The sequence below is a fragment of the Flavobacterium pallidum genome (assembly GCF_003097535.1).
GTDB lineage: Bacteria > Bacteroidota > Bacteroidia > Flavobacteriales > Flavobacteriaceae > Flavobacterium > Flavobacterium pallidum.
In genome coordinates, this window is sequence record NZ_CP029187.1 from 2,661,941 (window position 1) to 2,677,521 (window position 15,581).

15 protein-coding genes are annotated in these 15,581 nt (G+C 42.3%); 7 read left to right on the forward strand and 8 right to left on the reverse strand.

Annotated elements, in window-relative coordinates; translation table 11 throughout:
* Window positions 1–159: 159 nt before the first annotated feature.
* Window positions 160–795 (forward strand): hypothetical protein, encoded by a 636-nt coding sequence (locus tag HYN49_RS10965; RefSeq protein WP_108904157.1) that lies wholly within the window; start codon window positions 160–162, stop codon window positions 793–795.
* On the opposite strand, the gene HYN49_RS10970 is transcribed toward HYN49_RS10965, so the two are convergent.
* The gene (locus HYN49_RS10970; RefSeq protein ID WP_108904158.1) at window positions 792–1,454 is read right to left on the reverse strand and encodes an endonuclease III domain-containing protein; all 663 of its coding nucleotides are present in this window, start codon (window positions 1,452–1,454) and stop codon (window positions 792–794) included. The genes HYN49_RS10965 and HYN49_RS10970 overlap by 4 nt on opposite strands.
* Window positions 1,455–1,554: 100 nt before the next feature.
* On the opposite strand from HYN49_RS10970, the gene bcp reads away from it, so the two are divergent.
* Window positions 1,555–2,007, forward strand: coding sequence for a thioredoxin-dependent thiol peroxidase (gene bcp / locus HYN49_RS10975; protein WP_108904159.1), 453 nt, complete (start codon window positions 1,555–1,557; stop codon window positions 2,005–2,007).
* 83 nt (window positions 2,008–2,090) lie between these two features.
* Here the strand turns inward: bcp and HYN49_RS10980 are convergent, their stop codons facing one another.
* On the reverse strand, window positions 2,091–3,560 hold the full coding sequence (locus HYN49_RS10980; protein WP_108904160.1) for a nicotinate-nucleotide adenylyltransferase: 1,470 nt from the start codon (window positions 3,558–3,560) through the stop codon (window positions 2,091–2,093).
* Between the two features lie 88 nt (window positions 3,561–3,648).
* Here HYN49_RS10980 and HYN49_RS10985 point away from each other — a divergent pair, with 88 nt between their 5' ends.
* Entirely contained in the window at window positions 3,649–4,410 is a 762-nt protein-coding gene (locus HYN49_RS10985) for an MBL fold metallo-hydrolase (protein ID WP_108904161.1), read from the forward strand.
* Window positions 4,411–4,412: 2 nt separating this feature from the next.
* Window positions 4,413–4,916, forward strand: a complete 504-nt coding sequence (locus HYN49_RS10990; protein ID WP_108904162.1) for a hypothetical protein — start codon at window positions 4,413–4,415, stop codon at window positions 4,914–4,916.
* A gap of 27 nt (window positions 4,917–4,943) precedes the next feature.
* On the opposite strand, the gene HYN49_RS10995 is transcribed toward HYN49_RS10990, so the two are convergent.
* From HYN49_RS10995 to HYN49_RS11010, 4 genes are read right to left on the reverse strand one after another with little or no spacing between them, the layout of a single operon-like run.
* Complete coding sequence (locus HYN49_RS10995) at window positions 4,944–5,588, reverse strand: alpha/beta hydrolase (RefSeq protein ID WP_108904163.1); 645 nt, start codon at window positions 5,586–5,588, stop codon at window positions 4,944–4,946.
* Window positions 5,585–5,917, reverse strand: coding sequence for a hypothetical protein (locus HYN49_RS11000; protein ID WP_108904164.1), 333 nt, complete (start codon window positions 5,915–5,917; stop codon window positions 5,585–5,587). The genes HYN49_RS10995 and HYN49_RS11000 overlap by 4 nt, the downstream gene beginning before the upstream one ends.
* Window positions 5,914–7,161, reverse strand: a complete 1,248-nt coding sequence (locus tag HYN49_RS11005) for a dihydroorotase (RefSeq protein WP_108904165.1) — start codon at window positions 7,159–7,161, stop codon at window positions 5,914–5,916. The genes HYN49_RS11000 and HYN49_RS11005 overlap by 4 nt, the downstream gene beginning before the upstream one ends.
* Window positions 7,158–9,095 carry a vWA domain-containing protein gene (locus tag HYN49_RS11010; RefSeq protein ID WP_108904166.1) on the reverse strand — a complete coding sequence of 646 codons (1,938 nt, stop codon included), beginning with the start codon at window positions 9,093–9,095 and terminating at the stop codon, window positions 7,158–7,160. The genes HYN49_RS11005 and HYN49_RS11010 overlap by 4 nt, the downstream gene beginning before the upstream one ends.
* Window positions 9,096–9,534: 439 nt before the next feature.
* Here HYN49_RS11010 and HYN49_RS11020 point away from each other — a divergent pair, with 439 nt between their 5' ends.
* Window positions 9,535–10,638 (forward strand): lactonase family protein, encoded by a 1,104-nt coding sequence (locus HYN49_RS11020; protein WP_108905040.1) that lies wholly within the window; start codon window positions 9,535–9,537, stop codon window positions 10,636–10,638.
* Between the two features lie 118 nt (window positions 10,639–10,756).
* On the opposite strand, the gene prfB is transcribed toward HYN49_RS11020, so the two are convergent.
* Window positions 10,757–11,858 (reverse strand): peptide chain release factor 2 gene (gene prfB, locus HYN49_RS11025; RefSeq protein ID WP_108904168.1). Its coding sequence is split into 2 segments (ribosomal slippage): window positions 10,757–11,794 and window positions 11,796–11,858, totalling 1,101 coding nucleotides; the frame shifts between segments, so codons are not numbered across the junction.
* Between the two features lie 83 nt (window positions 11,859–11,941).
* On the opposite strand from prfB, the gene HYN49_RS11030 reads away from it, so the two are divergent.
* Window positions 11,942–12,970: a threonine aldolase family protein gene (locus HYN49_RS11030; protein ID WP_108904169.1), complete on the forward strand. Its 1,029-nt coding sequence runs from the start codon at window positions 11,942–11,944 to the stop codon at window positions 12,968–12,970.
* 60 nt (window positions 12,971–13,030) lie between these two features.
* On the opposite strand, the gene HYN49_RS11035 is transcribed toward HYN49_RS11030, so the two are convergent.
* The gene (locus tag HYN49_RS11035; RefSeq protein WP_108904170.1) at window positions 13,031–13,345 is read right to left on the reverse strand and encodes a YbaB/EbfC family nucleoid-associated protein; all 315 of its coding nucleotides are present in this window, start codon (window positions 13,343–13,345) and stop codon (window positions 13,031–13,033) included.
* Between the two features lie 142 nt (window positions 13,346–13,487).
* Here HYN49_RS11035 and HYN49_RS11040 point away from each other — a divergent pair, with 142 nt between their 5' ends.
* Entirely contained in the window at window positions 13,488–15,548 is a 2,061-nt protein-coding gene (locus HYN49_RS11040) for a S9 family peptidase (protein WP_245892165.1), read from the forward strand.
* Window positions 15,549–15,581: the final 33 nt, after the last annotated feature.

Here is a 15,581-nt window from a genome sequence, read left to right on the forward strand (position 1 = left end):
CAACCTAAAAAAGAGACAGTTTCCTTTTTATTGAATTACTCCAAAGCGTTAAGCTATATCAAAGTAGGTAAAATCAAGATCGAGAATATTGCTAATTGATCGAAAATCCCGCCCCGTTTAGACCGGGCGGGATTTTTTTATTAACTGTACTACATGTTTATGAAAAAAGGACTCTTTTTATTGATTACAGGTTTACTTTTTTCCTGTTCTCCACAGGAACATGAAGGATATGAAGATGCCTATTACAGATTTGAAAATGCTGACAAGCCTTACCTGCTTGGTGATGTAATTAGCAAAGGGGATATCATCTCTTACAAAAACCAGGATGACGAATTGCTTTCATATAAAGTCATTTCCAAAGCAAAAGTAAAAGATGCAGTTCGTGGACCCGGGACTTTCTCAGGCGGACTTGGCGTACTCGAGAATTATTTTGACAGCCAGCAGACCGTTATGCAGTCTCAATCATTTCCGGACGATAACAATGCGCTTTTAAGGATACATGTTGATAAATTCAGTGATACGGGGTTAAGGATCGGATTTAATTTCAATTTATGGAATTATCCGTATATTGATCTGAACGGCTATCAGGCTGCAGCAGTTAGGCCGATGCCAATGGTCAAGATGCAGGTAAACGGACATACTTATGAAAAAGTAATAGTCCTTGCATCTGCAAATACTGAAGCGGACCTTGACGGGAATTATCCGCGGAAAGTAAACAAATTATATTACGACGTAGATAATGGTGTCATCGGGTTCGATGATATTGACGGTAAGGAATGGCGGATCGTAAACTAGTTCTTTTTTGGTTTTTCGTTCAGCATTTTCAACATTTTACTGCTTCCAATAGTGCTTGTGATAATATCCTTTTCCAGGTTCCAGCTGCGCGCGGGCGAATATTCCCTTCCATACCAGATTATCTGAAGGTGTAACTTATTCCAGGAAGATTCCGGGAAAATCTTTTTAGCGTCTTTTTCAGTCTGAACTACATTTTTCCCATCTGATAAGCCCCAACGGAACATCAGCCGATGAATGTGCGTATCAACAGGAAATGCCGGTACATTAAAAGCCTGTGACATCACGACGCTGGCAGTTTTATGCCCTACGGCGGGCAATGATTCCAAAGCTTCGAAACTTTGCGGTACTTTCCCGTCATGTTTTTCAATCAGGATTTCTGATAAACCGTGAATGCCTTTGGATTTCATTGGCGACAATCCACAGGGACGGATGATTTCTTTGATTTCTTCCACCGACATTTTTACCATATCATAAGGATTGTCCGCTTTCGCAAAAAGTATTGGCGTAATCTGGTTGACGCGGACATCGGTACACTGGGCTGAAAGCAATACGGCAATCAATAATGTGTAGGGGTCTTTATGGTCTAACGGAATCGGGATTGTCGGATAAATTTCGTCGAGTTTATTCATGACGAATCGGGCTTTTTCGGCTTTGGTCATATTTAAGCAGGGTACAGGTTTATTAGCTGATAAAGTTACGAAAACTACCCCGAACTTCGTAAATTTGAACCCTGGACCCTGAACCTAAAAAATATATAAAATGACAACTTTACAAAGAGGAGATAAAGCACCTGGTTTCTCAGCCACTGACCAGGACGGAAACAAGCACAACCTTTCAGATTATAAAGGAAAGAAACTGGTTATTTTCTTTTACCCACAGGCAGATACGCCAACATGTACTAAAGAAGCCTGTAACCTTCGCGACAATTACCACATGTTTTTGGCAAAAGGCTATGATATACTGGGTGTGAGTCCGGATTCGATGAAGAAACAATCGAAATTCAAAGTGAAATATGACCTGCCTTACCCTTTAATTGCCGATGAAGACAAGTCAATGATCAATGCATTTGGTGTCTGGGGGCCTAAAAAATTTATGGGAAGATTGTTCGACGGTATTCATCGCACTACTTTTGTTATTAATGAAAACGGCGTTATTGAAGAAGTGATTTCAGACGTGAAAAGTAAGGAACACGCGGCACAGATTTTGGGATAGTTTACAGTCGCAGTTTCAGTTTATATCAAAAATAAAGCCGGAATACGATCCGGCTTTGTTTTTTTAAGGATGTCATTCACTGTTTACTGTGACTGCGACTGCAAACTATTAATCCTGTTCGGGTCATAACCGAAAAGCTGGTGCTGCTTAATCAATTCAGCGATACCAATCGGCAGCATGCCTTCCCAGCCTTGTTTTCCATCACCGATCATTTTGAGTACCTCGCGTGAAAATACTTCGAGTGTATGGGGATCAAAATCGTCGATATCGACTACTTTTCCGTTGAATTTAAAGAATTTGTACAATTCCTTCATCCTTGGGTGTACTTTCAGGTTTTCAGAATTGATGATTTCACCGCCTTCGCCCAGCATCGGGTATAAAAATACTTTTAAGTCGCGGTAGAACAATTTCCCGAATGCTTCCAGGATCCCACCGCTTAAGTGGCGGTAGTATTTTTCATCAAAAATATCGACCAGGTTGTTTACGCCCATCGCCAATCCCATGCGGGCTTTGGTATAATTTGAAAAATATTCCACTACTTTATAATATTCCTGGAAATTGGAGATCATTACAGTCTGTCCCAATGAACACAGCAGTTCTGCACGGTCCATGAAATCCCTTTCATCGATTTCACCATCAGAGCGTAAATTGGAAAGCGTAATCTCAAAAACGACCAGTGTATTGTCCTTTTCAACTTTATTTTCCTGCAGGAACATTTTGTAAGATTTCTCATACATGTCCATATTCACTTTCGTTACCGGCCTGAAACTGCCGCGAAGGGCAAGGATATTTTTCTTGTAAAGGATGGCAGCAGGAAGTATGTTATTACCATCTGGGTCGAACATCACCGCATCAGTCATCCCGTTTTTCACGAGCTGGAGACTCATCAGGCGGTTGTCGATATTGGCAAAACGCGGCCCGGAAAAGTTAATCGTATCGATTTCCAGCTGGTCTTTGTCAAGGTGATCGTACAAATACCTTAGCAACCTTTTAGGGTCATTGTATTTGTAGAATGCGCCATAAATCAGATTGACACCAAGGATTCCAAGTGTTTCCTGCTGCAACCTGGCATCCGTTTCCTTAAAGCGGATATGGATGATAATTTCATTATAATCCTCATCAGGTTCGATCTGGTAACGGATCCCAACCCAGCCGTGCCCTTTGAATTGCTTTGCAAAGTCAATGGTGGCCACGGTATTGGCATAACTGAAAAACATTTTATTTGGATGTTTTTCACGGCTCAAACGTTTTTCAATCAAATTAACTTCATGGGAAAGCATTTTCTTAAGCCTGCTTTCAGTCACATAACGTCCGTCATCTTCAACACCGTATATAGCATCGCTGAAATCTTTATCATAAGCCGACATTGCTTTGGCGATAGTGCCTGACGAACCGCCTGACCTGAAAAAGTGACGCACCGTTTCCTGTCCCGCACCGATTTCTGCAAATGTGCCATAAATGTTTTCATTCAGGTTTATACGCAGCGCTTTATCTTTAACAGAAGGAATTTGTTCGATGACCTTGTCACCTTTTAATTTTATTTCGATATCCATTTATCAGTCTCTATAATACTTTACAAAGTTAACAAAATAGGGCTTTTACAAAAGATAAATGTTTTATTTTTGTTGAAAATTTAACGACTTGAAAGTATATTTTCTAGGTACGGGCACCTCGCAGGGCATTCCGGTAATCGGGAGCAGCCACCCGGTGTGCCACAGTAAAGACCCGAAGGACAAGCGGCTTCGGGTATCTGTCTGGATTGCCTGGGAAAATGCTTCAGTTATGATTGATTGCGGACCCGATTTTCGCCAGCAGATGCTTACCTGCGGCTGTGAACGCATCGATGCTTTTTTCTTTACACATGAGCATTCGGACCACACGGCCGGGCTTGATGACATCCGCCCATTCAATTTCAGGCAGGGCCCAATTCCTTTATATGCGCATTCCCGTGTCATTAAAAACCTGGAGCAGCGTTACGATTATATTTTCGAAACTGAAAATAAATACCCGGGCGCGCCTTCAGTTGAAGTGCATGAAGTGCGGAACGAACCGTTTATTTTTGCCGGAAAAGAAATCATCCCTATTAATGCGTTTCACGGGACATTGCAGGTTTTCGGATATCGGATTGATGATTTTGCATACTTAACTGATGTGAAAACGATTGCTGTTGATGAAATTGAAAAACTTAAAGGCGTGAAGGTTTTAGTGATCAATGCCCTGCGCATCGAGCCACATGACACACATTTCAACCTGCAGGAAGCGCTTGACTTTGCTGCTTTAATCCATCCTGAGCGCACCTATCTCACGCACATCAGCCATATGTTCGGGTTCCATGAAGCCGTACAGGAAACGCTGCCTGACGATGTTTTTTTAGCTTATGATAATTTAGAAATCCATATTTAACCATGAAAAAATCCCTGTTTCTTTACCTTTTTATCCTTGCACTTTTGCTGAATATTTTTACCTATATGTACTATAGCAAGGAAAATACATTCCAGAGAGAGGAATTGAAAAAAACGACCAAAGTGCTTTCCGATAGCGTATCGACACTGAAAACCAAGTTGGCGGATGCGGATTATTTTTCATACGAAACGAACCAGAACGCTCAGGATTATTTCGAGAAAACGGCCGGCGGGGAATTTATGGATTATCAAAAACTCATTCCGTATGTAAAGGAAAAACTGGTAGCCTTCAATGATGATCCGAAAGGCAATAAATATGTAGGTTTTGATATGCTCGATGGAAAGAAATTCATCGTCAACCATGTTAAAGTCATCAATCACCGCTGGATTATTGCAGATTTCAACAATACTGAAATCTGGGGCGAAGCCATCATAAAATACTTCATCAACGATGATAAATCAGTGGATTTTGAAACTGCCGAAACATTGGTTTATCCAAAGCAATAAAAAAAGCCTCAACAAAGAGGCTTTTTTTTATGTCGATTGCAGCCAATCCTTTAAGTCATAAAAGTTTTTCGGTGAAACGCCATGACCAATCGGATATTCATGGTACACGTTTTCTATGCCCAAATCATTGAGGATCGCTGGTGCTTTTCTTGCCCAATCTACAGGAATTACCTGGTCCGCAGTACCATGCGAAATAAACATTTTCAGGTTACTGAAATCGTTTTCAGCATAATCATCGGCAAGGATTTCCATGCTAAGGTAACCGCTTAAGGCACCAACGCGCTTTATCTTTTCAGGATAGGACAATGCTACAGCATAGCTTAAGATCGTTCCCTGGCTGAAACCGATTAAAGTGATTTCGTCAGCATCAACCGGATATGTTGCAATGGCTTCATCAATAAATCTTAATAGTAAATCCCGCGATTGCCTGGCTTGTACATAATCTGAAAACTTATTCTGGTCGGCATCGAAATTAATCGCATACCATGCGTAACTGCCATACATCAGGTCATAAGGCGCGCGTACTGAAATCACATAATATTCCCCAGGCAGTTCGCCGGCAAATGAAAACAAATCTTCTTCATTGCTGCCATATCCATGGATTAACAGTAGCAAGGGACTTTTATCTTTCTTAATTTTCGGCTCGCGGACCAAATGATGCAATGAACTCATGAAATACTTTTAAATGCTTTTTGAAAAAAATTACCGACTAACGGTACCGGCGTCACTTCGCCGCGGATGGCGCTGAAAATTGAATACGCCCACAGGATCGAAATAAAAATCCACATCGACATTGCAATCATCATATTGTCGAAATTGCTGATGATCAGTCCGAGCGAAATGAATGTCAGTGATAATCCCAATGCCTGCCTGATATGGAATGAGGCAAATTTATTCTTTTCCTCACCGTTCATTGACATGGCAATCACCACCCCGATGATGAGGATGTAACTTGTAATGGCTGCGGTTTTTCCTTTGTCTATCGTTTCCTGGTCGATCATATTACTAATTTTCCGTTATTGATGATGCCGTATACTTTCCCTGTCATGGGCATACCTAAAAAAGCACTGTTCTTTGATTTGGATAAAATGTTTTCTTTAGTGAAAGTTCCCTTTACATCAGGATTAAACAACGTGATATTTGGTAAAATACCTTCTTTAACGGATTCATTTTCTTTACTGAAAATCTTTCTTGCTGCAGTCAGTTTGTCAATTGCGGTTTCCAATGGAAGGACTGTCATTAAGGTGCCAAAAGCACTTTCCAGGCCGATGGTTCCGTTTTTCGCCAGATCAAACTCCATTTTCTTATGTTCAATATCAATAGGATTATGGTCTGATGTCACCATATCGATCGTTCCGTCCAGGGCACCTTCAATCAATGCTTCCCGGTGTGATTCATCACGGAGTGGGGGAGACACTTTATATCTTGTGTCAAAACCTTCGAGTTTTTCATCCGTCATCGTCATATGATGGACGGAAACACTGCAGGTGATATTCAATCCTTTTGCTTTCGCTTCGCGGATCAATGCCACCGAACCCGAAGTGGAAATCGTTGGGAAGTGCATCTTACCTCCAGTATATTCCAATATATAAAGGTTTCTCGCCACATGCAACTCTTCTGCCAAAGCCGGAATGCCTTTCAGTCCCAATCGTGTAGAAACGATGCCTTCATGCGCCACGCCGTTTCCTTTCAGGTTGGAATCCTGGTTAAAAACAATCGGCAACGCATCAAAATCCTGTGCATATTGCAGGGCGATTTTCAGCAAATTCGGGTTTTCAAGGCTTTTGCCATAATCCCCGAAGGCTACTGCGCCGGCATTTTTCATATCAAACAATTCTGCTAAATCCTTGCCGTCACTGTTTTTTGTCAAAGCGCCAATAGGGAAAACCGCTGTAGCCGCATCCTTCGATTTGGAAAGGATGAAACTGATCTGCGACTGGTTGTCAATCACCGGATTCGAATTCGGCTGCAGGGCCACACCTGTAAATCCGCTTTTTCCAGCCACATGCAATCCATTTGCAATAGTTTCGCGTTCTTCAAAACCGGGTTCGCCAAATGACACACTGCTGTCAAACCAGCCTTGAGAAATATGGAGGTTTTCCAAAACCAATTCTTCGGCATCGACAGAATCGATTTCAGTGGCAATTTTACTGATTTTCCCTTCCTTAATCTGAATGTCTACGGTTTGATTGTGAAAAGGGCTTTGCGGATCGATAACGGTTGCCTTTCGGATAATCAGGTTCATTTTACGAATTTTTGGATGAAAATTTCAACAGCTAAAAATAAAAGTGTCAGTATCGCAAACCACTTCCAGATTTCATTATCCGTCCGGTCGGTCTGTAAGGTGTCAAAAACCGTTTCCACGTCATTGATGACCTTATAATCCGACAGCAAATCCTCTTCTGCGGAAGCGAGGTTGCCCTCGGTACGGTCATAATTGAAACTGATATGCTGCAGCAGTTCGTCCTGCCTGTAAATGCCATAATTGCCCGCCACCTGCGGATAATCATTAAAGGTAAGCTTTACTTTGTTATTTAGCGCCTGCTGGATCGGGATAAATTTTTCACCGCTTTTTTCTGAATTTTTCAGTTCCACGATGTCGTCTTTTCCCAATTGCGCATCGACAAGAAAAGGCTGGTTTTCGCCAATCGTTAACGCCACAGCACCTGATTTGTGTATACTCTGCGCCATATTGTAAAAGGTAGGGACGATCAACGGGGAATTCTGGAAATTCGAATTGGCCTTATTGAGCGGCGCCGCAAAAACATATACTGATGACAGCTGGTTTTGCAAAGCCGTCAGGAACATGCTTTTATCCTGGTAATTCAAAATCCCCGGGCTTGTAGTGCTTACGGCAAAGGAAGCCTTGGTTTGCGGGAACTGGAAATTATCGGCTTTTTTCTCAAAAACACCGCTGTATAAAGGGTGCCCGAATGAAATCTCCGTAATCAGTTTTTCCGTGTTTTGAATCTCGCCGAATTTAATGGTGCCGAAATTAGCAAGGAAAGCATTCAGGTTCGCCGTGGTATTTTCCGACGAAGGGATCAATATGATGTTGCCGCCTTTTTCCGAAAATGATTTCAATGTTGTCTGCAACGCCTGGGGTATGTCCTTCAATTCATTAAGCACGATCGCATCCTGCTTTTCGAGTAAATTATAATCCAGTGCCGCAATGGGGAAATTGCTGTAATCGAACTCTGAGGCGGTGAAGATTTTGCCTAAAAACGCAGATTTCTCTGCATCGCCAATACTGATTACATTTACTTTTTTCGGATTTGAAATCGTAAAATATAACGTGTTGTCATAACTGATGCCGTTGTCCTCAATCGAAACATATCCATTGAAGTCGGCTTTCGGAATCGAGAAAGTCATCGTTTTCTGAGCGCCGTCCATCGCAATGAGCGTCTTTGCAATCAATTTATTGTTGTCGTAAACCGCAATCGGCGTTTCTTTTTCCTGCGTTCCATAAGCCGAAATTTTTACGCCAATTTCATAGAATTTATCCAAAGTCTGGTTGATGAACACGCTGTCCACCGCCATATTGTTCTTCTGCTCTGCTTTCGGTACGATAAAATAGGTATTGAAATCCTTGTCGATGCTTTTCAGCTCTTTATCCTGGATCCCCACTGCGTCACTGATAATTACGATATCCTTATTGAAATTGGATTTACGCGACTTCACCTTGGCCATCAATTGCTTAAGTTTGAAAGGCGTAGCGCTGTATTTCAGGTTCTGTAAATCTTTCTGGATGGATTTGATGTCGGTGTTCCAGTAGGTCTCTGAATTGGTCAGCAATGAAAAAGTCTGGTTTTCCGGAACGTGCTCGAGCAAGTCTTCTACAGCGCGTTTCAGCAGTTCGCCTTTTTGCCCTTTCGCCTGCATACTGAATGAATTGTCGAGGATGATATACATTTCATTCGTCACCTGGTTGCTGTCTTTGGCCTTGAAAAATGGCTGTGCGAAGGCAATGATGATGGCTGTCAGAATTAACAATCTCGTCGCCAGCAAAAGCCATTTCTTTAATTTGGAACTCTTACGGGTTTGTATCGAAAGCTCTTTCAGGAAACGGACATTGGTGAAATATTCCTTCTTAAATCGCCTAAGCTGGAATAAATGCACCAGGATTGGAACAATCAGTAAGAAAAGGAAGTAGAGAATTTCAGGATGTTTGAACTGCATTCCGTTGCGCGGGGGATTTTAATTTGTCCAAAAGTAATGCTTTTTGATTGAGTGGCAAAGTGGGGGCGTTGCAAAGTTGCAAAGTAATAAAGTGACGGATCGATGAATTGATTTCAAATGCTCAGAAGCTCCAATCGAACACTCAGAAGTTTCAAACGAACACTCAGGAATTGATTTCGAATGCTCAGAAGTTTATATCGAACACTCAGAAATTGATTTCAAATGCTCAGAAGTTTCAAACGAACACTCAGAAACTCCAATCGAACACTCAGAAATTGATTTCGAACACTCAGAAGTTTCAAACGAACACTCAGAAATTGATTTCGAATGCTCAGAAGTTATTCCCACACCACTAAAAACTTTGTGTCTCTGCAACTTTGTAACTTTGGAACATTAACTTTGTAAATACAACCCTTCAGTAAAACCTAATGTGGCACTAATGAAAAGAACCTTCCTATACGCACTATTGATGTTTGTTTCCATCACAAAAGCCCAGACTGTAAAACTCATAGTCGGCACCTACACCAATTCCTGTGACAGCAACGGCATCTACGTTTTTGACTTTAATACGAATGATGCACAGTTAAAATTAGTATTCAAATCTGATGCAACCATCAATCCAAGTTATGTCGCCTTATCTCCTGATAATCAGTTTTTATACAGCGTGAATGAAAATGGGAATGAAAGTAAAGTCAGCGCCTTTTATTTCAACAAAGGAAATGGCGATATTGACTTCCTCGGAAGCCAGGATGCGAAAGGTGCTGATCCCTGTTACATCCTTAATGACGATAAGAATGTGATTGTCGCAAACTATTCCGGCGGCAGCATTTCAGTTTTTAAGAAGAATAAATTCGGAGCACTGAATGAAGCGAAACAAGTCATAAAACTCGAAGGCAGAGGACCAAATACGCAACGCCAGGAAAGTGCACATTTGCATATGGTACAGTTTTCGCCGGATAATAAATACGTTTTGGCAAATGATTTGGGAAGCGATAAAATGTATGTGTATGGCTACAACGCAGATTCGGAAAATAATGTCCTGCAACTTAAAAATACGGTTTCTATTAAAGCCGGCAGTGGCCCAAGGCATTTAACGTTCAGCCCTGATGGTAAATTCGTGTACCTGCTTCAGGAATTGGATGGTACTTTAACGGTTTACGCTTACGCAGATGGAACGCTTACAATGATGGAAGAAAAGTCGGTTGTGGCTTCCGGTTTTAAAGGAAAGACCAGCGCCGCCGACATTCATATCGCTCCCGGCGGAAAGTTCTTATACGCCACAAACAGGGGAGATGCGAATGATATTTCCGTTTTCGCCATAAAAAAAGACGGCACGCTGGATTTCGTTCAACGGCTCAAGACGATGGGGCAGGGGCCACGCAATTTCGCCATTGATCCCACGGGGAAATACCTTTTGGTTGGCCATCAATACACTAATAATATCGTGATTTTTGATATCGATAAAACTTCCGGCAAATTAACTTTTTCAGGAAAAATGATTCCGCTTTGTGCGCCGGTCTGCCTTTTGTTTGCAGGAAATTGAAAGTGGGCAGTGGGCAGTCTCAGTAGGCGGTAATGTCACGCAAAAACAAAGCCGGAACTTCATCCGGCTTTGTTTTTTAAGTATGTCAATCAACTGCGTACTGGGCTGCAAACTGCGGCTAACTTTCTTCTTCCTTTTGCCCCATCATCATCAGGTATGCTTTCAAAAACTCATCGATTTCGCCGTTTAAAACGCCTTCGGTATCGCTGGTTTCATAGGCTGTCCGCACATCTTTGACTAATTTATAAGGATGCAGGACATAATTGCGTATCTGCGAACCCCATTCTATTTTCATCTTTTTCGCTTCAATCTCGTCACGCAATGCCTGCTTTTTCTTTAATTCGATTTCGTACAATTGAGACTTAAGCAACTGCATTGCTTTGGTCTTATTGTCCAATTGGGAACGCGTTTCCGAATTCTCAATGATAATGCCCGTTGGATGGTGGCGAAGCCGGACTGCAGTTTCTACCTTGTTTACATTCTGCCCGCCCGCCCCGCTCGAACGCATGGTTTCCCAGGAAATATCGGAGGGGTTGATTTCAATTTCAATCGTATCATCAGCCAGAGGATAAACATAGACAGAAACAAATGAGGTATGGCGTTTCGCATTGCTGTCGAAAGGGGAGATGCGCACCAATCGGTGGACACCGTTTTCTCCTTTTAAGTAACCGAAAGAATAATCGCCTTCAAACTCCAGCGTAACCGTTTTAATCCCGGCAACCTCACCGCCCTGAAAGTTAAGTTCCTTGATTTTATAGCCATTTCGCTCACCCCACATCATGTACATGCGCATCAGCATTTCGGCCCAATCGCAGCTTTCGGTACCACCGGCACCGGCAGTAATCTGCAATACGGCGCTCAATGAATCACCTTCATCGGACAGCATGTTTCGGAATTCAATAGCTTCAATATGGGAATTGGCACTATGATACGCCTCGTCGAGCTCGTCTTCTGAAAGCTCTCCTTCGCGGAAGAATTCGTATGCCAGTTGCAGTTCATCAGTCAATTGTTCTGCCCTAACATAATCCTCGACCCATTTCTTTTTGGTCCTGAGGGTTTTAACGTAAGCTTCGGCTTCTTTGGCATTGTTCCAGAAATCGGGAGCGAGTGTTTTTTCCTCTTCGTTTGTAATTTCTATAAGCTTGGCATCAACGTCAAAGATACCTCCTCAACGCACCAAGGCGCTCTACAATACCTTTAATTTGTTCGGTATTTGTCATAAATAAATGTAATTTTGTTTTGCTAAAATGCCCGTTCGCGCTTTGCGTCCGGGTTCACAAAAATAAGACATCCTTTCGAGAATATGGAAATAAATTTAGTCAGTGACACGGTGACCAAACCAACCCCTGACATGCTTCGATATATGTTTCAGGCTGCAGTGGGTGATGATGTTTACAAACAGGATCCTACGGTAAATGCGCTTGAAGCCAAAGTGGCTGCTTTGTTTGGGATGGAAGCTGCGATGTTTTTTCCGTCAGGGACTATGGCCAACCAGACCGCCATCAAACTGCACACACAACCCGGAGAGCAATTGATTGCTGACAAATGGGCGCACGTTTTTCATTATGAAGGGGGCGGCGTATCCTTCAATAGCGGTGTTTCCTGTTGCCTTCTCGATGGGAACCGGGGCATGATCAATGCGGATCAGGTGGCTGCCGCAATCAATCCGCCGGCGTTTTACCACAATCCGCTGACGAGCCTTGTTTGTGTTGAAAATACTACGAATAAAGGAGGAGGTGCTTGTTATGATATCAATGAACTGGCTAAAATCAAAAACGTCTGTTCTGAAAATAACCTCAAATTCCACCTGGACGGTGCCCGTTTATGGAATGCGCTGGTGGTGACCAAAGAAAACCCGAAAATATACGGACAAATGTTCGACACGATATCCGTTTGTTTATCCAAAGGGCTTGGTGCGCCAATCGGTTCTTTATTGGTTTCGGATCAAAAGACGATCGATCGCGCGCTCCGGATTAGAAAAATATTGGGAGGTGGCATGCGTCAGGTCGGATATTTAGCTGCAGCCGGAATTTATGCATTGGACCACCATGTGGCAAGATTAGCCGACGATCATCGCCGTGCGAAGGAATTGGGTGCCTTGTTACAGTCACTCAATTGGGTGGAACAGGTCGAACCGGTTGAAACAAACATCCTTATTTTTAACTTAAGGAAAGGCCTCGACGAAAACCAGTTAATCCAGGCTTTAAAAGAAAGGAATATCCTGATCAGTTCGATGGGGCAGGGGAAATTGCGTATCGTCACCCATCTTGACTATAAGGAAGTAATGCACGACTATGTGCGGGAGACGTTGCAGCGCATAGGAATTAGATAATCAGATAATTTTTTGAGTCCGCTGAGTATTATCTAATTATCTAATTTCCTCATTATCTAATTAAAACAACCCCGGTATATCGGGCATGCCATCTTTAGCGGCGGCTGCCAATTCCGCTTCGCTGATCTTAGCCGCTTTTGCAATGGCATTGTTGATAACCATGACGATATAATCCTCCAGCTGTTCCTTATCCTGCAATAATTCATCGCTTACAGATACCGACCGCACTGTGTTATTCGCCGTAACGGTAACTTTCAACAAGCCGTCATTACTTTGCTCATCGATTAAAACGGTGTCGAGGCGTTGTTTCGCTTCTGCTACTTTTTTCTGGGCTTCCTGAAGCTTGCCCATCATTCCCATCAGGTCTCCGAACATGTTGATAATTTTAAGAAATTGTAAACGCAAATTTATTAAATTGCAAGTTACAAGTATAAATTTTTTTATGAAAAGTGTAACCGTTGCGACATGTCTTTCCCTTATTTTTGCCGCTTCATGCACTAATAAAAGCAACTCTAAAATGGCCCACAACTTACCAGCCCCGGTAGCTAAGATTATTCCAAAACAACTTGAAAAATATGGCGACATCCGTACCGATAATTATTATTGGCTCAATAATCGCGAGAATCCCGAAGTCATCGATTACCTTAAAAAGGAGAACGAATATTACCAGAAGATGACTGCCCATACCAAACCTTTACAGGATGAATTGTTTAAGGAAATGAAAGCCAGGATTAAGGAAGACGACAGTTCCGTCCCCTATTTTTATAATGGCTATTATTACATCACCCGTTTCGAGACCGGTAAGGATTACCCAATTTATTCACGCCGCAAAGGCAGCCTTTCTGCAAAAGAAGAGATTTTGTTTGACTGCAATGACATGGCAAAAGGGCATACGTATTTCCATATGGGAGGCCTCAGCATCAGCCCCGATAATACGCAGGTAGCTTTTGGAATTGACATTGTAGGCAGGAGGATTTATACCATTCAGGTCAAAAGCCTCCTGACTGATGAAGTAATTGCTGATAAGATTGAAAATACCACAGGAAATTCAGTCTGGGCAAATGATAATAAAACCATTTTCTATACCCGCCAGGATAAAGTGACCTTACGTTCTGATAAGGTGTATCGCCATAAATCCGGTTCCGATCCTAAAAAAGATGTATTGGTTTATCATGAAAAAGACGACACTTTTGCGGTAGAAGTCAGTAAATCGAAATCCCGTAAATACATCATCATCGAATCCGGAAGTACGCTGACTACAGAATACCGTTTCCTTGCTGCTGACCATGCGGAAGGAGATTTTAAGGTATTCCAGAAAAGGATACGCGGACTCGAATATTCCATTTCCCATTACGGAAATCATTTCTATATCCGTACCAATGCAGATCATGCTGAAAACTTTAAGCTGATGCAAACACCTGAAAATGCTACAGAAAAATCGCATTGGACGGAATTGATCCCGCATCGTAAAGACGTGCTTCTGGAAGATATCGAGATTTTTAAAGATTATCTTGTCGTAGAAGAGCGCTCAAACGGACTCACGAAAATCCAGATCCGCCCCTGGAATGGGGAAGGTGCTTATTACCTTCCGTTTGAAAGCGAAACCTATACGGCATACACCACTACAAATGTTGATTTTGAAACCGATGTGCTGCGTTACAGTTACCAGTCGATGGCTACGCCGTCATCGGTAATCGATTTCAATATGAAAACCAAACATAAGGAGGTACTGAAGGAGCAACAGGTGCTCGGCGGCAAATTCGACAAAAATAACTATACAGAAGAAAGGCTGTGGGCAACCGCTGCCGATGGTACGAAAATCCCAATTTCAGTCGTTTACAGAAAAGGATTGAAAAAAGACAATAGCAATCCAACGTTGCTTTATGCGTATGGTTCCTACGGCGCTTCGATGGATCCCTATTTTTCTTCAACGAGGTTATCATTGCTCGACCGTGGGTTTGTTTATGCCATTGCACACATCCGCGGAGGCGAAGAACTCGGCCGCCACTGGTATGAAGACGGGAAATTGCTTAAAAAGAAAAATACATTTACTGATTTTATTGATTGCTCAAAGTTTCTGATTGCTGAAAAATATACTGCTGCACAACATTTATACGCTGAAGGCGGTTCCGCAGGCGGCTTATTGATGGGTGTTGTTGTTAATATGGCACCTGAATTGTATCATGGTGTAATTGCCCAGGTTCCGTTTGTAGATGTCGTCACTACCATGCTCGATGATTCCATCCCACTAACGACAGGGGAGTACGATGAATGGGGCAATCCGAATGAAAAAAAATATTACGAGTATATGAAATCCTATTCTCCATATGACAATGTCACGGCAAAAGCGTATCCTAACATGTACGTTTCCACAGGCTTGCATGATTCACAGGTGCAATATTGGGAACCAGCAAAATGGGTGGCCAAATTGCGGGCATTAAAAACAGATAACAACCTGCTGTTTCTCGATACGAACATGGATGCCGGCCACGGCGGTGCTTCGGGAAGATTTGAAGCCCTGAAAGAACTGGCAAAGGAATTCAGTTTTTTGTTAGATTTAGAGGGAATAGAAAGATAGTTTAAAATATTTTATTAAATTTGCAATGTTTTG